Origin of the sequence: Campylobacter massiliensis (assembly GCF_014253065.1) — a bacterium.
GTDB classification, from domain to species: Bacteria; Campylobacterota; Campylobacteria; order Campylobacterales; family Campylobacteraceae; genus Campylobacter_A; species Campylobacter_A massiliensis.
Genome location: NZ_JACLZK010000002.1, coordinates 336893 through 354260, shown reverse-complemented (window position 1 = coordinate 354260; position 17368 = coordinate 336893). Strand labels below are relative to the sequence as shown.

Here is a 17368-nt window from a genome sequence, read left to right as displayed (position 1 = left end):
GACTTTATCTTGCGACCGGCGCAGCTGTTTTAGCTCCATCTTTTGTAAATTTGATGCTTAAGTCCAAGCAGGTCAAGCCACTTGCCGATGATGAAATTTTCCATATCTTCGAGGCTATTTTGAGCTGAATAATATCCCAAAACGGGCGGCGCGATAACGGCGCCTAGAGCGGAGAGCTTAGCTGCGTGCTCGAGCGCTAGCGTAGAAAACGGCATCTCTCTAACGCCCAAAACAAGCCTCTTTCGCTCCTTTAGCGCGACTGCGGCGGCGCGAGTTATCAGCGTATCGGCAAGGCCGGCGTGGATTTTGGCTAAGGTGCTAATAGAGCAGGGCGCGACGATAGTAGCGTCTATGCCGAACGATCCCGAGCTCGGCGCTGCGGCGAGATCGGGATCGTCGTGGATGACTGCGCATTTTTGCAAATCTTGCCAAATTTGATAAATTTCGTCTTTTTGGGCGCTATTTTTATCCAATTCACTTTTGTTTTGAAATTTAGCCCCCTCAAATTTGCCTAAAATTTGAGCGTCTTGCCGCTCGTTTTTCTCGCTGCTATCAAATTTGCAAAATTTCCCGTCTGCGTCGTCAAGAGCGCAGTTATCCAAAGCGTCAAATTTTAAACCGTTGTCGTCCAAACCTTGCGCATTATCTGTAAATTTGCCGCTTTGGTTTTGCGATCTTTCGTCTCCGCCTACAAAATCTAGCTCGCCTTGAGCGGAGCTAGATTTTGTAAATTTTGCGCATCCGTGATCTTCGTCAAATTTGGCGCTATTTTGGTTTGCGTTAAATTTTAAACTCGCCGCCGAACCATTTTTATAAAAAATATCCGAAAAATTTAGCTCTTTTTCTAACACGTTCATCGCGTTTTTACTCACGCACAGATGCAGCTTGCTTCTTTTTGCTATCTCGCGGGCGAGCTTTAAACCCAGATTTACGCCGCTTGCGCCGCTGATACCTAGAAAAATTTTCATCTTATCATCACCTGTTTTTTTGAGACGATTTGCGCGCTAAAGACCTTTTTGTCATTATTTTTAACCTTGATGGTCTCGCCTAGATTGCCGTTTTCTAGCGCCGTGACCTCGACGATGATGCTAAGCGCACCGTCGCTAAGCACCGCATTGACGCGCTCGCCTTTTTTTATGAGCGGTAGCGGGGTAAACTGCCGTAGCCGCAGCACTTCGCCGCTTTTTATGTTTTGCTTGGCCGCTAGCCTCGCATTTGGCGCGTCGCTCATCATGTCGGGGCTAAACTCGCCAAGCTCGACCCAGTCCTTTGCAAAGTCGCCGATACCTAGCATTTGGCGCGTCGCAAGCGGCTTAGTAGCCCTTAAAACCGGCATTTTTGCGCTAACTTCATATCTAAAAAATACGCTTGGCTGCAAGCCGTTTGGCGTGACAAAACCGGCTCTAAAGCTGCCTTTTGGATTGATTTTGTTTACGTAAATTTTATCGAATTTGTATTCGTGGAAGTTTTTAGGAAGTTCGTTTTGAGGCTCGATAAGCGGAAATTTGACGAATTGTAGTCCCTTAAACTCGCTCGTAACCTCTTGCAAAAACGCGCGCTGCACGAGAGCTAACGCGTCGCAGTTTTTTACAAATATCGTCTCTCCGCCGCTTTTGTCCTCAAGCTCTACGCCGCGCTTTTTTAAAATCTCCGCTAAATCTCGCGAATTTATTTTTGCGGCTTTGTTTTCGCCTAAATTTAAAATTTCGTCGTTTTTGCCTGCAAAACCCAAGTCCGCAAGCGTTATTTTGCCGTTTGAAACGCAATACATCGGCCAAAGCGCTAAATCTGAAGAAAATAAAAAAAAGGGAAAAAATAGTAAGAAAAAAATGGAGCGGGAAACGAGATTCGAACTCGCGACCCCAACCTTGGCAAGGTTGTGCTCTACCCCTGAGCTATTCCCGCACCGTTTGAGAAGTCGCAATTTTAGCAAAAACGTTTTCATTTGTCAAGAAAATTTCAAAATTTTTACGATTTCGCCCGCTTTTAGCTCGCCGAGGCTTTCGCTTGTTACCAAAACGGCGTTACTTTTGATAAGCGGAGTTATCATGCCAGAGCCGAATTTATTATTATCCGTCACGACAAATTTGCCGTCACAGTAGCTGCCCAGCACGATATTTTGGCGTCCAGATTTTATTTTTACGTCTTGATTTAGGGCGGCGTCAAATTTTTCTAGTCGCGCACCCTTTAAAAAAGGAACGACTAGCAAAAAGCACATCAAAAACGCCGCCATCGGATTTCCGGGCAGGATAAAGACGATTTTTTTATCTTTTATAAAAGCTTTGCTCGGTCGTCCGGGGCGGATATTTACGCCGTCAAAAAGCTCGCTAAAGCCTAAATTTAAAAGCGCCGTTTTCATAAAATCAGCCTCGCCCTTGCTCGCTCCGCCGCTTGTTATGATGACGTCAAATTCGGCCGACTCTAGCGCGCGCGTCGTACTTTCTAGATCGTCCTTAATAATGCCCGCGTACGAGCTAGCAAAGCCGAAGCTTTGAAGCAAAGACGCGATGCCTGCGCCGTTTGCGTTGTATATTTGCTCCTCGCTGGCGTTTTGCCACGGCTCGACCACTTCGTCGCCGCTTGAAAATATACCGATTCTTAGCTCGCGCTCTACACAGACGCAATAAATGCCCTGAGCAGCTAGCATCATTACTCTTGCGGGCATTAAAATTTCGCCTTTTTTTAGCAAAATTTCGCCAGCTTTGACCTCTTCGCCCTTATATCTTAGGGCGTTAAATTTTTTGACTTTGCTTTGCGGCGAGAGCTTGCCGTCCTGCAAAATAGCATCCTCAAAAGGCACGACCGTGTCGGCATTTGTCGGCATTTTAGCGCCGGTCATTATCTTTACGCATTCGCCTTTTTTTAGCGCAATCTCGGCCTCATCGCCCGCCAGCACGGTTGCTGCGACGCTTAGCGGCTCGTTAAAATCGTCAAATTTGAGCGCGTAGCCGTCCATCGCGGCATTGTCAAAGGAGGGCAAGTTTTTAACGGCAACGACGTCCTGCGCTAAAATTTTGCCCGTCGCGCGCTCAAGGCTCGAAAACTCGCCGTAGCCGTCAAATTTGGCTTTTTCTAGGATTAAATTTTGAGCAAGCTCTAGCGTCATTTTACTCCTCCAGCCTGCGTATTTTTGCGCCCAGAGCCGCCAGCTTGCGCTCTAGCCCCTCGTAGCCTCTATCCAGGTGATAAATTCTGTGCACGCGGCTAGTTCCGTTTGCTGCAAGAGCCGCTAGCACTAGGGCTGAGCTTGCGCGAAGATCGGTAGCCATCACGTCTGCGGCGTTTATCTCGCCTCCGCCGTAGATCGTCGCGATGTGGCCGTTTAGACGGATATCCGCACCCATACGCGTGAGCTCGCTAACGTGCATAAATCGGTTCTCAAAAAGCCTCTCGTCTATCGTACTAACGCCGTTTGCCGTGAGCGAGAGCGCCATAAACTGCGCCTGCATATCGGTCGGAAATCCCGGGAACTCAGTCGTCACGATCTCGACGGGATTTACGTTTTTGGCCGGCATTATCGTGATTTTGTCGCCGTCCACGACGGTTTCAAAGCCCATTTGGTTAAATTTAGTAAGCACGGCTCGCAGATGCGCAGCGTTGGCGTTTGTTATGGTTACTTGCGAGTTCGTGATCGCCCCGGCGCAAAGATACGTGCCCGCCTCGATCCTATCGGGGATGACCGCTATCTCGCCCACATCCAGCAGGCGCCTATCCGTGCCCTCGATCACGAGCTCGTCCGTGCCGATACCCTCGATCTTTACGCCGCCTGCGGCCAAAACCTCGCAAAGCTGCACCACCTCAGGCTCTTTGGCGACGTTGATTAGATGCGTCGTGCCGTGAGCGAGCGCGGCGGCCATGATGATGTTTTCGCTGCCCGTTACCGTGATCTTGTCAAACACGATCTGCGCGCCCTTTAGCCCGTCAGGCGCCGTGGCTACGACATAGCCTTGCTTTATCTCGATGTTTGCGCCCATTTTTTCGAGCGCGCTTAGGTGTAGATCTATCGGCCTTTGTCCGATCGCGCAGCCGCCGGGCAGACTCACCTCGCAGTGGCCAAACCTAGCTAGCAGCGGCCCAAGAACCAGGATAGAGGCGCGCATTTTGCGCACGATGTCGTAGTTGGCCTTCGTGGAGCTAACGTAATTTGAGTTGATTTTTAGCGTGTGATCGTCCGCAAATTCGCATTTTGCGCCCAAATTTACGAGCAGCGTCGCCAATGTTTTTATATCCGCGACGTTTGGCATATTTTTTAGCGTCACGTCGTTTTTTATGATTAGAGCTCCGGCTATGAGGGGCAGGGCGGCGTTTTTCGCGCCGCTTATGGCGACCTCGCCGCCTAGTTTCGCGTTTCCTTCGATTTCTAAATAATGCATCATCTTAAATCCTTAAATAAAATCCAAAGTATAGTGAAATTTAGCTTATAAATTTAAATTTATGCCGATATTTACCGATTTATTTATATAATCCTGCTTTTAGGCAGTTCGTCTCTACGGCTTGTCTCTTGGGTAAATTTAAATGATCTAGAAATTTTCTCCCTCGATGAACTATTATGTTCTATCTTCGGTCGAAAATTTCGTCGAAACATTTAAATTTATCACAAGATACTTCGCCTTGAAATTTAAATATAAAATAGGATGATTTAAATGAAATTTACCATTTTTTTACCTCTTGTGTCGATTGGTGCTTTGATTTTTAGCGGTTGCGCGAACAATACGCCCAAAATTTACCCGACCGATCAAAGCGGACAGATTTTAAACGCGAGATTTTTAAACTCGCAGCAAGACGCATTTAACGATCTAGGCGGCATAGCGCTTTCAAATTTTATGCAAGGCTTTTTAGGCAAAAAAGACGGCGGAGACTGCTCGGGCTTCGTTTCGCTCGTAAATAAAAACATAAATAACGTTTACTTTTCCGAGACGAATTTACTCAAATTTTACGGCGAGCAAGGATCGAAATCTCAAGCCATTTATAATCTTTACAAAAAGCGAAATTTGATCTCGCAAACAAGTCCAAAGCTTGGAGATTTGGTATTTTTTAACAACACCACGAGTCAAACCAAAGGCAAAAACAAGCAAATCATAACCCACCTTGGCATCATAGACCGCATAGAGGACGACGGAACTATAAGATTTATGCATAATACCAGAGGCAAAAACAAAAGCGGATTTATAAATCTATTTCAAAAAAATAGCCACAAAATAGGCGGCAAAGAGGTAAACTCCTACATCGTAGCGTGCAAGGGCGGCGACGCTACTTGCCTAACGTCAAACAGATTCGCCGGCTTTGGCAAGGTTAATTTTTAGCTAAATTTATGTCTAAATTTTATATGATAAAGCCTTTAAAAAGGAGCCGTTTTTGAAAGCTACGATATCGCTCATCGCGTTAAATTGTCTAGTATATCTTGCCGTTTACTGCGGCATTTGCGGTAGTAACGTGACGCTTGGGCTAAATATGTTTTTCACGGACGGACTTTACGTCTGGCAGCCGGCGACTTCGATGTTTATGCATGCAAATTTAGCCCATCTACTGATGAATATGGCGGTTTTGTATCAGTTTGGCTCGCTTCTTGAGCGGTACTACGGCAGTGAAAAATTCGCCGTCGTTTACTGCGTCGGAGGCGTTTTGACCTCGCTACTTAGTTTTATTTATATTTATGTTATGTTTAAAACTAACGGAACTTTTATAAATTTAGTCGGAGCTAGCGGCGCGATTAGCCTGCTACTAGGCGTTTTGGCGTTTTTGGACGCAAGCAGCAGAAAAGGGCTAATAATCGCTATCTTGCTAATGAGCTTTGCCCCCGTAGCCATGGGCGTAAACGTCGCCTGGTATGCGCACATCATCGGCTTTGCGTTAGGGTATTTCGGGGTAAAATTTAAGGTGATAAAATGAGATTTTTTGATCAAATTTGGGAAATTTTAGAGTGCGGCGACAAGGAGCTTAAATTTGATAAATTTAAACGATTTTACGCCGAGTATAAGGCCGGTAAATTTGACGCGCAGATAGAAGAGGGCGGTAAATTTGACGAGATAAAACAGCTCGAGCGCCCAAGTTACGCGGCATTTTGCGAGGTCGTAGCTATGAGAGAAATAGGCGGCAAAAAACAAGCCGACAAACAAAAAGCCTTCCTTCACTCGATCGCACATATCGAATACAGCGCCGTAGATATCGCGCTAGATGCGGCGTATCGCTTCCGCGCGCTACCAAAGGCCTACTATGACGACTGGCTAGAGGTCGCGCAGGATGAGATCAGGCACTTTAAGATGATCGAGGATCACATGGCTAAATTTGGCGTGAAATACGGCGATTTTACCGTGCACGACGGGCTTTTTATCGCTTTACAAAACACCTCCGCGTCGCTGCTTGAGCGCATGGCGGTGCTGCCTAGATATATGGAGGCAAACGGCCTTGACGCAAATGCTTTTATGCTAAAAAAATTAGAAACCGAGCGCGAAAAAGATGAAGACAAGGCGCGGCTTTGCGAAATTTTGCAAGTCATTTTAGACGAGGAAATCTCGCACGTCTCAAAGGGCGATCGTTGGTTTAAATTTGCCTGCGAAAAAGAAGGCGTAAGCCCCGAAATCTATGCGCAAATCGTACAAAAAATCTACCCTAAAGCCTTTTTGCAGTCCCGCGAGCTAAACGTGAGCGCGCGACTAAAATCAGGCTTTAGCGAGGCAGAGATCGAGCACATAAAAAATCTATCAAAGGCTGGAAAGGTGGTATAAATGAAAAAAATCTACTTTATCAGGCACGCAAAAGCCGTAGAAGAGGGCGAAGGCAGCGACTTTGAGCGCGATCTAAGCGAGCGCGGCAAAAAAGACCTGTCACTGATGTGCGAACGGCTAAAAAAGCATGAGGTGAAGGCGGATGCGATATTTTCAAGCCCTGCCAAACGCTGCGCCAAAACGGCTCAAAAGCTAGCCGAAGCGGTTAAATTTAAGAAGAAAATCAAATTTAAAGACGAGCTATACAGAGCGCAGACACATGAGCTTTTGACTTTCATAAGGGAGTTTGACGACAAATTTCAAACCGTATTTGTTATAGTCCACAACGACGCTATAACTGAAATTTGCGAGCTTTTAAGCGACGCCGCGATCGGAAATATACCCACATGCGGCATCTTTTGCGTCGAATTTGACGGCAGCTTCAAGGAGCTAAAAGAACACGGCGCAAAAGCTCTGTTTTTTGACTATCCTAAAAAGCATAAAAAATAGGGCAATCAAAAGCTCTATTTTATTCCTGCATTTTTCATCAACTTAATTACTTCAAAAAATTACCTCAAAAAACACACAATAACGAGCAAAATATTTAGCAAAATAAGCATAAAAATTATCCGTTAAATTTAGCATGAAATTTGATGGATAATTTATTTTAGTTCAAAAGGTAAAATGCCAGCAAATACCGTATTTTAGGCATTTACTGAAGATATTGAAGCAATACAAAAGAGATATAAATATTTATTTGAAAATTATAGTTTTCAATACAAAATGGCAAAAATAGTCTGCATTTTACTTTTTAACTTATTTTTATAAGCATTAAAATATGTATCATAAAAATTGAGTGTTTTCTGTATATGGGATTAATTTTTTGATTTTTAAAAAACTTTAGCACTAAATGTTTTATTGCAGATTAATTGTATATTTTTTGTAGCAAAAAAATTAAATTAGAATTTTATATTCAAAGGTCTTTATGCCTAAAATGATTTATCTACAAAACCCCTAGAACAAAAAATAAAGAAAAGAAAAATAGAACAAGCATCGGAAATTTGTAAAAAGAAGGGGATTAATTAAGAAATAAATGGTGCGCTCGAAGGAATTCGAATCCCTGACCTTTTGAACCGCAATCAAATGCTCTATCCAGCTGAGCTACGAGCGCACTTTAAAAGAAATGTGAAGTATAGCCAAAGGTTTCTTAAATCTTTCATAAATTTTGATATATTTGTAAAAATTTCATTTTTTTGCCTACCCTACTACGTCAAAATTACTGCACGGCTATCAAATTTCAAATTTATATACTAAATTTGCCATATTTAATCGTCTATAAAAAATCTTTATGTTATCTTATACGGCAAATTTAATTAAAAACAAGTGCGTCTGGCTTAAAGCAGTCACAATCGCCAAAATATAGAAATAAATTAAGAAAAAAGCCAAAAAATTAGTAGCAAAACGGCAAAGATAACAAAAAGAGCGAATTTAAAGACGGCATGCAAAGATCGAGCTCTAAAAAAGCAAATTTCAAGCATCAGCAAGCAAAAAAGAGTAAAATTTGAAAAACGACAAAGAAAGGAAAGCCAAGTGATACATAAAATTTTGATCGCAAACCGCGGAGAGATCGCCGTTCGCGTGATACGCGCCTGCAAAGATCTACACATCAAAAACGTCGCTATCTACACCAAGCCCGACCAAGACTGCCTGCACGTCAAAATAGCCGACGAGGCCTACCAGATCGGTATCGATCCGATCAAGGGCTACCTAGACGCCAAGCGCATCGTCGAGGTCGCAAAAGCATGCGGCGCAGACGCGATACACCCGGGCTACGGTTTTTTGAGCGAAAACTACGAATTTGCCAAAGAGGTCGAGGATGCGGGGCTGGTTTTCATAGGACCTACAGCCGACGTCATCCGTAAAATGGGCAATAAAAACATCGCTCGCTATCTGATGAATAAAAACGGTATCCCTATCGTGCCTGGCACCGAAAAGCTAAACAACGAAACGATAGAAAACATCAAGCTCTACGCCGAACGTATCGGCTACCCGGTCATCCTAAAAGCTAGCGGCGGCGGCGGCGGACGCGGTATCCGCGTCGTGTGGAAAGAAGAGGAGCTAGAGTCTAGCTTTGAAAGCTGCAAGCGCGAGGCTAAGGCGTTTTTTAACAACGACGAAGTTTTCATGGAAAAGTACGTCGTAAATCCGCGCCACATCGAGTTTCAAATTTTAGGCGATAAATACGGCAACATCATCCACCTGGCAGAACGCGACTGCTCGATCCAGCGCCGCCACCAAAAGATCCTCGAGATAGCGCCTAGCCCCACTATGAGCGAAAGCCTGCGAAAGAGTATGGGCGTGACCGCAGTCGCAGCGGCAAAGGCAGTAAACTACACCAACGCCGGCACGATCGAGTTTTTGCTCGATGATTACAACAACTTTTATTTTATGGAGATGAACACCCGTATCCAGGTCGAGCACGGCGTGACCGAGGAGATCACGGGCGTGGATCTTATCGTGCGCCAGATCCGCATCGCAGCCGGCGAGATCCTCGACATGGAGCAAAGCGACGTCATCACGCAAGGTTTTGCGATCGAGGCGCGTATCACTGCCGAGGATGCATGGCAAAACTTCATCCCGAGCCCTGGCGAAATCACCGGCTATTACCCTGCTCTTGGACCTTCCGTGCGCGTGGATAGCCACCTATATAAAGACTATCAGATACCGCCGTTTTACGATAGCTTGCTAGCTAAACTCATCGTCCGAGCCCCTAGCTACGACCTAGCCGTAAATAAACTAAAACGCGCGCTAGATGAGTTTACCATCGAAGGCAGCGTCAAAACCACGATCCCGTTTTTGCTCAGCATTAGCAAGGAGCGCGACTTTAGGCGAGGATTTTTCGATACGTCCTACGTCGAAAACAAGATGCCTACCCTGCTAGAAAAAATGAAAACCAAAGACAACGAAGACAACGAAGAGGTGATCGCCGCCATCGCCGCCGCGATACAAAGAGTAAAAGACGCCAGAAAATTTAAAGAGGAACACGCGAATGAATGATTTTTTCGATAGTTTAAAGGATATAAAAAAAGAGCTGCAAAAAGAGCAAAATGCAAATTTGAGCTCAAATTCAGCCGCCAAAAATGCCGCGAAGCAAAATTTAAAGCCTGAGCCAAAAACTTTTAGCAAAGAAGAAGCCATCGCACACAAAGAGCAAAATTTGCGCGATGAATTTCTAGCCTACGTCAAGGACGCGGATATCAAAAAGTGCTAGTAGTGCCGTTTTCCACCCTGCCTAGCCCCTGCCCCTACCTCAAGGACAGGGACTCGCGCATGGAGTATCGCTACGTGGACGGCTGCGACTTTGCCGTAAACGACGCTCTAGCTAGGCGCGGTTTTAGGCGCTTTGGCAAGTATTTCTCCAAGCCAAACTGTGCAGGTTGCCGCGAGTGCGTAAATATCAGGGTTGATGCGCTAAATTTTAAATTTAATAAATCCGCCCGCCGCACTATACGCAAAAACGAAAACACCAAAATCATCCTCACAAAGCCGCTCATAGACGACGCGCACGTGGCGCTATACAAAAAATACCATAAATTTATGCAGCAAAAGCGCGAGTGGAAGTACTACGAGCTGGACTTTCGCCGCTACTACGAGCTCTACGTCGCGGGGCACGCGGAGTTTGGCAAGGAGATAGCGTATTTTGCAGACGGCAGGCTCATCGGCGTCGATCTCGTTGACATCCTTAGCGACGGCATCTCGGCGGTTTATTGCTACTATGATCCTGATTTTGCGGACCTTAGCATCGGCAGATACTCGCTCTATCAGCAAATTTTACTGGCTAGGCAGCTAAATTTGCGCTGGATATACCTGGGCTACTACGTCAAAGACTGCCCTAGCCTGGCTTATAAGGCCGACTACAAGCCCTACGAGCGCCTGTGCGAATACGTCCCGCTAGACGAAACGCCCGTGTGGGAAAAAGCGGAATAAAAAATGCTTTCAAATGCGTTTTATAAAGGCAAAATTTGATAAAAGTAAGTCAAAATCTAGAATCTCTAAGCATAGAAACATCGGATGCGGATCTGTTTTTCGAGCTACAAGCGCTCATAAAGCGAAACTTTGCCAAGACGCTGGGGCAAAAAGGCAAAGTGATGTCGTTTTACGACGAAAACGAGAAGGTTCAGCGCAAATATTTCGTCAAATTTCTAAAAAAACTCTGCCAAAGATACGAGCTAAAAAACGTAAATTTAAACTTCGCCGAGTATAAAACCATCAAACTCCACTACATACAACCAAACTCGCTAAAAGCCATGGTTTTCGTCGATGTCGCCTTCGTGCGTGGCGGCGCGATATTTAGCTTCGATCGCTCAAACGAGTCTTTTATCTTGCACATCATCAGGGGCTTTGAGTCAAAGCAAATTTTATCCGCCGAGGGTCAAATCGCGCTAAATATCGCAAATTTGGGCGAGTGCGAGCTCCTAGAAGAGCTGTTTAACAAAAGCGAATATATGAAATTTTCGATTATCTTTAACTATAACGAAGAGGAATTTGAAAATTTTAAAAAACAGATCAAAATCTGCGCCAAGAAAAACGAGGCCAAATTTGCTGCTCTTGCTAGCCTTTTCGAGGATCATTTTATGGTGCTTGGATGCGATAAAAACGATAGCTTCGAGGAGGTGCGAAACCGCTATCTGGAGCTCGTCAAAGCCTATCACCCCGACTTTCACGCCGCGCTTAGCCACGAGCTTTTGGACGAGTGCAAAACGCAGTTTCAGCGCATCCAAAACGCCTATGAGAGCTTGAAGCCGTATTTTAAGGAGCTTGAAGTGGGAGCGGAGTAAATTTACTTTTTCAAATTTGAACAAATTTGATGCTAAATCAAATTCGTGTTTTTAGGCGCAAACCCTGCCTCGGCTGGCTAAATTTAAACGATACGGAGACGATGTTGCAAGAAAATTTTTTATATAAATATTGTAAAACCCATGGCAAGGTCGCTACGAACATCATTGTGGCGGTCTATTTTTTATTTGCCCTCGGCATTTTTATCGTACCCGGCGACATTCTTTCTTGCTGCGAGATTTGCCGAGAGTTCGTAAATTTTATGAAACAATACTTTCCCAATATCCAAATTTTTAGCAACGTGAGCCCGTTTAAAGAGGAAATCGAATTTTACACAAGCTATATGTGGGTACTGGGGCTGCTTTGGGCGGCGGAGATGGCGTTTTATGTTACCTGCATATACACGGTATTTATGGACACGGATATAGACGAGCGCGAGGATATAAAAAAACTAAGCTGGAAAATGCTCGTATTTAGATTTACGTTCGGTCTTTTTGCCATATACGTGTATTATACGGGTTACATCGTCACGGGCGGCGTTAGCTTTATGGCGTGGAATATTAAGATAGATTTTGCGACCAAATTTGAAATATTTCAATACATATCACTTTTTCAGAGTATTTTCTCTGCCGTGGGAATATATTTACTGACATCGCTAATCTATATACTTTATTACAAATTTTTTAGCCGCAAAATCCGAAACGACCAAATTTAAAAGCAAAAAGCCCCTCGCCAAAAGCTCGCTTAAATTTAAAATTTACGCTTAAATTTGCGGCGAGCTCGGCAAATTTGCCTCGCTCCAAGCGTCAAATTTTACTTACCGGATTGTAGCAGATAGGTCTTTTTACGCTCGCTGGAGCTGCCGATATTTAGCGCGAGGCGGTATTTGGTTATCGTGCGGCGGACGACCTCGACGTTAAATTCCTTCTTTATAAACTCCAAAATTTTCAGATCGCTAAGCGGCTTGGCGGGGTTTTCGTTTCGGACGAGATTTGCTACGAAGTCCTTGATGCCCTTGTTTGAGACGTCCTCGTCGATCGCAGCGGAGAAAAAGCTCTTTATAGGCACGAGTCCGCGCGAACACTCGAGGTATTTGTTTGAGATGCCGCGCGAGATGGTTGACGGGTTTCGCCCCAGATCCTCGGCGATGTCCTTTAGGCGCATAGGCTTGATGTCGCCGCCAAAAAAGTAGTCGTACTGATACTCAACTAACATGAGGGCGATCTTGCGCAGCGTGGCTTTTCGCATATCAAGCGCGTCTATGAGGTCTTTTGCCTCTTTTACGCGCGAGGCGACAAAGCTCTCTTTTTCGTCCAGCCCCTCGACGTCGATGACGATCTCTGGATAAAAGTCGTCGTTGATGCGCACCTCGATACCGCCCGAGCTCGTGTCTATGACGATGTCGGGGATGATCGCCGCAGCCTCGCTCATATACTCGATCGCGGGCGGATTTTTTAGCCTCTTGATGACGGCTAGAGCTTCGTTGTAGAGCGGGATTTTACGCATTTGGGAGAGATTTTCGAAATTTAACGCAAGCTTTTTAGCGCTTTCAAAGAGCTTTTCATCCAAATTTAGCTCCTCAAGCTGAAACAAAAAGCTCTCTTTGTAGTCCTTTGCGCCGATGCCCGCGGGCTCGAGGTAGGCAAACCGCTTTCGCACCGACTCGATCTCCGCCTCGCCAAATTCGTCAAAGATTTCAGGCTCGTAGTAGCCCTCCTCGTTTATACACTCGATGATTTTCATCGCGATTTTTTGTGATTTTTCGGTCGGAAAAAGGGGTTTATCTATCTGCTCGATTAGCTTGTCGTAAAGCCCGGTTTTAGCCACGCTAAAGCTTTCGATATTGTCTGTTACGCTGTTTTTTGATATTTCTTTGAAGAAGTTTTTATCTTTTTTAGACGGCGCGGCGCTCGGTAGCTCGCTTAAATTTCGTTGCTGCACGCTTGCAAACGGATTATCCGCTAAAAACGGCTCAAGCGTCTCCTTTAGCTCCTCGACGCTGCTGCTTAGTATCGGCAGCCACGAGCGCAACGTGTGCGAGAGCTTATTTTTGGGAGCTTGAGTTTGCTTTAGCATTATTCTACAAATTTAAACTCTTCGCCCAGATAGTGGGTGCGCACGAGTTTGTTGTTCGCGACTTCGTTCGCGCTGCCGCTAGCTAGCAGGCTACCGTCCTTGATCACGTAGGCGCGGTCGCAGATAGCTAGCGTCTCGCGGACGTTGTGGTCGGTGATGAGCACGCCTATGCCGAGCTTCTTTAGATCGCGAACGATGCTTTGTATGTCGCTAACGGCGATCGGATCGACACCGGCAAAGGGCTCATCCAGGAGCAAAAATTTAGGCGTGATGATGAGGCTTCTAGCGATCTCGCAGCGTCTACGCTCGCCGCCGCTTAGGCTCACGCCCTTTCGCAAGCGTATGGGCTCGATATTTAGCAAATTTAGCATTTCATTTACTTTTTTCTCGCGAACGGCCTCGTCTTTATATAAGATCTCGGCACCTAGTAGTAAATTTTCCTCGACGGAGAGGTCTTTAAATATACTTGATTCTTGCGGCAAATAGCCGATCCCCATATGCGCCCGCTTATGCAGAGGCACCTTCGTCACGTCCGCGCCGTCTAAAAACACGCTGCCGCTAGTTGGCGAGATAAGTCCGCAGATCATATAAAACATAGTCGTTTTACCGGCACCGTTTGGCCCCAGCAGCCCTACTACCTCGCCGCTTTTAACCTCCAGCGAGATGCCTTTTATGATGTTTGTTTTTTTGATTGTTTTTTGTAAATCTTTAACTTCTAATTTATGCACCGTAAACCTCGTATTTTCGCCCTTTTTGGCTAGGCGAGATGACTACCTTGACGCATTTTTCGCCCAAATTTTCTAGCGCCTTTTCCAGTCGCTCGTCGCCCCACTCTACTAGGTGAAGCCCCTCTTCTAGCAAATTTTCAAAAAGTCCGTTTTGTAAAATCGCGTCAAGTCCGTTTTGATAGATATCGTAGTGATAAATTTTATCCCCGTAGCTTTGCATGACTGAAAACGTGGGCGAAGTAACCTCCGTATCGATGCCGCGAGCCTTTACGATGGCTTTAACTAACGTCGTTTTGCCGCTGGCTAAATTTCCTTGCAAGATAACGACGCCGCTTTGAGGTAAAATTTTTACCACTTCCTCAAGCTCGTCTAGTCCCAAATTTAGCTCTATCATAGCTCTTTTACGTATAGCGCTTGGGCTGATTTTGGGATGCTTTTGGTCTCCGGGATCGCCAGCACTTCGTAGCGCGCCTCTCTCGTTAAAAATTTGATCGTAATCACGTCGCCGATCTTGACCTCTTTGGCTGGTTTGGCGACGACGCCGTTTACGCTCACGACGCCACTTTTGCACATATCTTCGCTGACTGCGCGCCTTTTTGTGATATTTACGGTATTTAAAAATTTATCTACTCTCATGGCGGCGATTTTAGCCAAATTTGGCTTAAATTTTTAATTCCTCGCCGCTGCATATTAAATTTAATGTAAATTTGACGTTTAGCGCACTCGATTTTAGCGGAGATATTTATTCCAAATTAATCAAATTTGGCTAAAATACGCGTCATCTCAATATAAAGGATAGAGAATGAAAAAAGACGTGAAAAAAGTCGTTCTCGCCTATTCGGGCGGACTTGATACGAGCATTATTTTAAAATGGCTGCAAGACGAGTATAAATGCGAAGTGGTGACCTTTACCGCCGATATCGGCCAGGGCGAGGAGCTAGAACCCGCACGCCAAAAAGCGCTGGAGCTCGGTATAAAACCCGAAAATATATTTATAGAGGATTTAAAAGAAGAATTTGCGCGGGATTTCGTATTTCCGATGTTTAGAGCAAACGCCGTTTACGAGGGCGAGTATCTACTAGGCACCTCGATAGCTCGCCCGCTAATAGCTAAAAAGCAAGCCGAAATCGCCGCCAAAGTAGGCGCCGACGGCGTGAGCCACGGAGCGACCGGCAAAGGCAACGACCAAGTGCGCTTCGAGCTAGGCTACTACGCGCTGGGAGATAACCTAACCATCATCGCTCCTTGGCGCGAGTGGGATCTAAACAGCCGCGAAAAGCTACTAAAATACGCCGAAAAAAACGGTATCAAAATAGAAAAGAAACCGGGCAAAAGCCCCTACTCTATGGACGCAAATTTGCTCCATATCAGCTACGAGGGCTTAGTACTTGAAAACCCTGCTCACGCTCCGGAAGCCGATATGTGGCGCTGGACGGTAAGCCCAAAAGACGCGCCAAACGAAAGCGAGATAATAGAAATCGGCTACGAAAAAGGCGATCCCGTTAGCATAAACGGTAAAAAAATGAGTCCAGCAGCGCTACTAGCCGAGCTGAACCGCCTAGGCGCAAAACACGGTATCGGTAGACTAGACCTCGTAGAAAACCGCTCAGTCGGCATGAAAAGCCGCGGCTGCTACGAAACTCCGGGCGGTACGATAATGCTAAAAGCTCACCGCGCGATCGAGAGCATCACGCTAGACCGCGGCGCGGCACACCTAAAAGACGAGCTAATGCCTCGCTACGCAGAGCTCATCTATAACGGCTACTGGTGGTCGCCTGAGCGTATCATGCTGCAAGCGCTCATCGACAAGAGCCAAGAGAACGTAAACGGCACGGTCAAAGTCGAGCTCTACAAAGGCAACGTCATCGTGCTAGGACGCGACAGCAAGACGGACAATCTCTTTAGCGAAGCGTTTTGCACGTTTGAAGAGGACAGCGTGTTTGATCAAAAAGACGCGAACGGATTTATCAAACTAAATGCGCTAAGATTTATCATCGGACGCAAAAACGGACGCAAATTTAACTAAATAAAAGGATAAAAATGAAAGTACTACTAATAAAAGACGTAAAATCGCTCGGAAAAGCCGGCGAAATCAAAGAGGTAAAAGAAGGCTACGGAAATAACTTCCTAATCGGCAAAGGCTTTGCTAAGGCCGCGACTCCCGATGTTTTGCGCCAGTACGAAGCCGAGCAAAAACGCAAGGCCGAGGAGTTAAAATACGAGATCGCAAACATAGAAAAGCTAAAATCCGAGATCGAAAAAATCACGCTCAAGGTTAAAAAGCCGCTCGGAGCAAACGGAGCGCTATTTGGCGCGGTAACGAAGGATGAAATTTCAGAAGCGCTAGAAAAAAATCATCATCTAGTCGTAGATAAAAAGGCATTTGACTTCGCGCACACTATAAAAGCGACAGGCATCTACGAAGTGGACGTCAAGCTCGGCCATGCCGTGCGCGCCACGCTAAAACTAGACGTCGAGGGCGAATAAGTGTTTCACGCGACTACTATTTTAGCCTATAAAGGCAAGAACAAATCGGTCATCGGCGGCGACGGACAAGTGAGCTTTGGCAACACGGTGCTAAAAGGCAACGCGGTAAAAATCCGCAAAATACACAGCGGCAAGGTCCTAGCGGGCTTTGCCGGCAGCACCGCGGATGCGTTTAATCTCTTTGATATGTTTGAAAACAACCTCGAGCACGCCAAAGGCGACCTGCTAAAAGCGGTGATCGAGTTTAGCAAAGAGTGGCGCAAGGATAAATATCTGCGCAAGCTAGAAGCTATGATGCTAGTGCTTGACCGCGAGAAAATTTTCCTTTTAAGCGGAACTGGCGATGTCGTAGAACCCGAAGACGGCAAGATAGCCGCCATCGGAAGCGGCGGCAACTACGCCCTATCCGCAGCCAGAGCTCTGGATAAATTTGCTCAGATCGACGAGGAGGAGCTCGTAAAAGAGAGCCTAAAGATCGCGGGCGAAATTTGCATTTACACGAACACGAACATAAAAACCTACGTTTTAGAATAGAGA

The 17368-nt window shown here is 45.8% G+C and carries 20 protein-coding genes and 2 tRNA genes; 12 read left to right on the top strand and 10 right to left on the bottom strand.

Going from position 1 to position 17368, the window contains the following annotated elements:
* Window positions 1–29: 29 nt before the first annotated feature.
* From H7R39_RS08450 to murA, 5 genes are all read right to left on the bottom strand, one after another.
* Window positions 30–968 carry a UbiX family flavin prenyltransferase gene (locus H7R39_RS08450; protein WP_185898818.1) on the bottom strand — a complete coding sequence of 313 codons (939 nt, stop codon included), beginning with the start codon at window positions 966–968 and terminating at the stop codon, window positions 30–32.
* Entirely contained in the window at window positions 965–1771 is an 807-nt protein-coding gene (flgA, locus tag H7R39_RS08445; protein WP_185898817.1) for a flagellar basal body P-ring formation chaperone FlgA, read from the bottom strand. Before flgA ends, H7R39_RS08450 begins: the two co-directional genes overlap by 4 nt.
* A gap of 59 nt (window positions 1772–1830) precedes the next feature.
* Window positions 1831–1905, bottom strand: a tRNA-Gly gene (locus H7R39_RS08440).
* A 43-nt stretch (window positions 1906–1948) separates the two neighbouring features.
* A complete protein-coding gene (locus H7R39_RS08435) occupies window positions 1949–3106 on the bottom strand; it encodes a molybdopterin molybdotransferase MoeA (protein WP_185898816.1) in 1158 nt (385 codons plus the stop codon).
* A gap of 1 nt (window position 3107) precedes the next feature.
* On the bottom strand, window positions 3108–4373 hold the full coding sequence (murA, locus tag H7R39_RS08430) for a UDP-N-acetylglucosamine 1-carboxyvinyltransferase (protein ID WP_228724789.1): 1266 nt from the start codon (window positions 4371–4373) through the stop codon (window positions 3108–3110).
* 270 nt (window positions 4374–4643) lie between these two features.
* On the opposite strand from murA, the gene H7R39_RS08425 reads away from it, so the two are divergent.
* The 4 genes from H7R39_RS08425 to H7R39_RS08410 are packed head-to-tail and all read left to right on the top strand — an operon-like array spanning window position 4644 to window position 7214.
* Window positions 4644–5303: an NlpC/P60 family protein gene (locus tag H7R39_RS08425; protein ID WP_185898814.1), complete on the top strand. Its 660-nt coding sequence runs from the start codon at window positions 4644–4646 to the stop codon at window positions 5301–5303.
* 52 nt (window positions 5304–5355) lie between these two features.
* Entirely contained in the window at window positions 5356–5889 is a 534-nt protein-coding gene (locus tag H7R39_RS08420) for a rhomboid family intramembrane serine protease (RefSeq protein ID WP_185898813.1), read from the top strand.
* Window positions 5886–6725: a ferritin-like domain-containing protein gene (locus tag H7R39_RS08415; RefSeq protein ID WP_185898812.1), complete on the top strand. Its 840-nt coding sequence runs from the start codon at window positions 5886–5888 to the stop codon at window positions 6723–6725. The genes H7R39_RS08420 and H7R39_RS08415 overlap by 4 nt, the downstream gene beginning before the upstream one ends.
* Entirely contained in the window at window positions 6726–7214 is a 489-nt protein-coding gene (locus tag H7R39_RS08410) for a SixA phosphatase family protein (protein ID WP_185898811.1), read from the top strand.
* Window positions 7215–7798: 584 nt separating this feature from the next.
* Here the strand turns inward: H7R39_RS08410 and H7R39_RS08405 are convergent.
* Window positions 7799–7875: transfer RNA gene (locus tag H7R39_RS08405), tRNA-Arg, on the bottom strand.
* Between the two features lie 419 nt (window positions 7876–8294).
* Between H7R39_RS08405 and H7R39_RS08400 the strand changes: the two genes are divergently transcribed.
* The 5 genes from H7R39_RS08400 (at window position 8295) to H7R39_RS08380 (ending at window position 12255) form a co-directional block, all read left to right on the top strand.
* Window positions 8295–9761: an acetyl-CoA carboxylase subunit A gene (locus H7R39_RS08400; protein ID WP_185898810.1), complete on the top strand. Its 1467-nt coding sequence runs from the start codon at window positions 8295–8297 to the stop codon at window positions 9759–9761.
* Window positions 9754–9975 carry a hypothetical protein gene (locus tag H7R39_RS08395; RefSeq protein ID WP_122873882.1) on the top strand — a complete coding sequence of 74 codons (222 nt, stop codon included), beginning with the start codon at window positions 9754–9756 and terminating at the stop codon, window positions 9973–9975. The genes H7R39_RS08400 and H7R39_RS08395 overlap by 8 nt, the downstream gene beginning before the upstream one ends.
* Complete coding sequence (locus H7R39_RS08390) at window positions 9969–10691, top strand: arginyltransferase (protein WP_323874602.1); 723 nt, start codon at window positions 9969–9971, stop codon at window positions 10689–10691. Before H7R39_RS08395 ends, H7R39_RS08390 begins: the two co-directional genes overlap by 7 nt.
* 35 nt (window positions 10692–10726) lie before the next feature.
* Window positions 10727–11542, top strand: a complete 816-nt coding sequence (locus H7R39_RS08385) for an adenylosuccinate lyase (protein WP_185898809.1) — start codon at window positions 10727–10729, stop codon at window positions 11540–11542.
* Between the two features lie 104 nt (window positions 11543–11646).
* Window positions 11647–12255 (top strand): hypothetical protein, encoded by a 609-nt coding sequence (locus H7R39_RS08380; RefSeq protein ID WP_221892112.1) that lies wholly within the window; start codon window positions 11647–11649, stop codon window positions 12253–12255.
* 98 nt (window positions 12256–12353) lie between these two features.
* Here the strand turns inward: H7R39_RS08380 and H7R39_RS08375 are convergent, their stop codons facing one another.
* Genes H7R39_RS08375 through H7R39_RS08360 form a run of 4 tightly spaced genes read right to left on the bottom strand, consistent with a single transcriptional unit; the run spans window position 12354 to window position 14980 of the window.
* On the bottom strand, window positions 12354–13616 hold the full coding sequence (locus H7R39_RS08375; RefSeq protein ID WP_185898808.1) for an RNA polymerase factor sigma-54: 1263 nt from the start codon (window positions 13614–13616) through the stop codon (window positions 12354–12356).
* Window positions 13616–14344 carry an LPS export ABC transporter ATP-binding protein gene (gene lptB / locus H7R39_RS08370; RefSeq protein ID WP_185898807.1) on the bottom strand — a complete coding sequence of 243 codons (729 nt, stop codon included), beginning with the start codon at window positions 14342–14344 and terminating at the stop codon, window positions 13616–13618. Before lptB ends, H7R39_RS08375 begins: the two co-directional genes overlap by 1 nt.
* Complete coding sequence (gene tsaE, locus H7R39_RS08365; RefSeq protein WP_185898806.1) at window positions 14337–14738, bottom strand: tRNA (adenosine(37)-N6)-threonylcarbamoyltransferase complex ATPase subunit type 1 TsaE; 402 nt, start codon at window positions 14736–14738, stop codon at window positions 14337–14339. The genes lptB and tsaE overlap by 8 nt, the downstream gene beginning before the upstream one ends.
* Entirely contained in the window at window positions 14735–14980 is a 246-nt protein-coding gene (locus H7R39_RS08360; protein ID WP_124851202.1) for a S4 domain-containing protein, read from the bottom strand. Before H7R39_RS08360 ends, tsaE begins: the two co-directional genes overlap by 4 nt.
* A 166-nt stretch (window positions 14981–15146) precedes the next feature.
* On the opposite strand from H7R39_RS08360, the gene H7R39_RS08355 reads away from it, so the two are divergent.
* The 3 genes from H7R39_RS08355 to hslV are packed head-to-tail and all read left to right on the top strand — an operon-like array spanning window position 15147 to window position 17365.
* The gene (locus H7R39_RS08355) at window positions 15147–16370 is read left to right on the top strand and encodes an argininosuccinate synthase (protein WP_009494474.1); all 1224 of its coding nucleotides are present in this window, start codon (window positions 15147–15149) and stop codon (window positions 16368–16370) included.
* 14 nt (window positions 16371–16384) lie between these two features.
* Window positions 16385–16831: a 50S ribosomal protein L9 gene (gene rplI, locus H7R39_RS08350; protein ID WP_002945216.1), complete on the top strand. Its 447-nt coding sequence runs from the start codon at window positions 16385–16387 to the stop codon at window positions 16829–16831.
* The gene (gene hslV, locus H7R39_RS08345; RefSeq protein WP_185898805.1) at window positions 16832–17365 is read left to right on the top strand and encodes an ATP-dependent protease subunit HslV; all 534 of its coding nucleotides are present in this window, start codon (window positions 16832–16834) and stop codon (window positions 17363–17365) included.
* The last annotated feature ends 3 nt before the right edge of the window (window positions 17366–17368 follow it).

Bases quoted from the DNA above. Each gene is read 5' to 3' on its own strand.
- H7R39_RS08450 (WP_185898818.1), bottom strand. From the start codon at position 968: ATGAAAATTTTTCTAGGTATCAGCGGCGCAAGCGGCGTAAATCTGGGT.
- H7R39_RS08425 (WP_185898814.1), top strand. From the start codon at position 4,644: ATGAAATTTACCATTTTTTTACCTCTTGTGTCGATTGGTGCTTTGATT.
- tsaE (WP_185898806.1), bottom strand. From the start codon at position 14,738: ATGATAGAGCTAAATTTGGGACTAGACGAGCTTGAGGAAGTGGTAAAA.
- rplI (WP_002945216.1), top strand. From the start codon at position 16,385: ATGAAAGTACTACTAATAAAAGACGTAAAATCGCTCGGAAAAGCCGGC.
- H7R39_RS08360 (WP_124851202.1), bottom strand. From the start codon at position 14,980: ATGAGAGTAGATAAATTTTTAAATACCGTAAATATCACAAAAAGGCGC.
- flgA (WP_185898817.1), bottom strand. From the start codon at position 1,771: ATGTATTGCGTTTCAAACGGCAAAATAACGCTTGCGGACTTGGGTTTT.
- H7R39_RS08375 (WP_185898808.1), bottom strand. From the start codon at position 13,616: ATGCTAAAGCAAACTCAAGCTCCCAAAAATAAGCTCTCGCACACGTTG.
- H7R39_RS08410 (WP_185898811.1), top strand. From the start codon at position 6,726: ATGAAAAAAATCTACTTTATCAGGCACGCAAAAGCCGTAGAAGAGGGC.
- H7R39_RS08395 (WP_122873882.1), top strand. From the start codon at position 9,754: ATGAATGATTTTTTCGATAGTTTAAAGGATATAAAAAAAGAGCTGCAA.
- H7R39_RS08435 (WP_185898816.1), bottom strand. From the start codon at position 3,106: ATGACGCTAGAGCTTGCTCAAAATTTAATCCTAGAAAAAGCCAAATTT.
- H7R39_RS08355 (WP_009494474.1), top strand. From the start codon at position 15,147: ATGAAAAAAGACGTGAAAAAAGTCGTTCTCGCCTATTCGGGCGGACTT.
- H7R39_RS08415 (WP_185898812.1), top strand. From the start codon at position 5,886: ATGAGATTTTTTGATCAAATTTGGGAAATTTTAGAGTGCGGCGACAAG.
- murA (WP_228724789.1), bottom strand. From the start codon at position 4,373: ATGCATTATTTAGAAATCGAAGGAAACGCGAAACTAGGCGGCGAGGTC.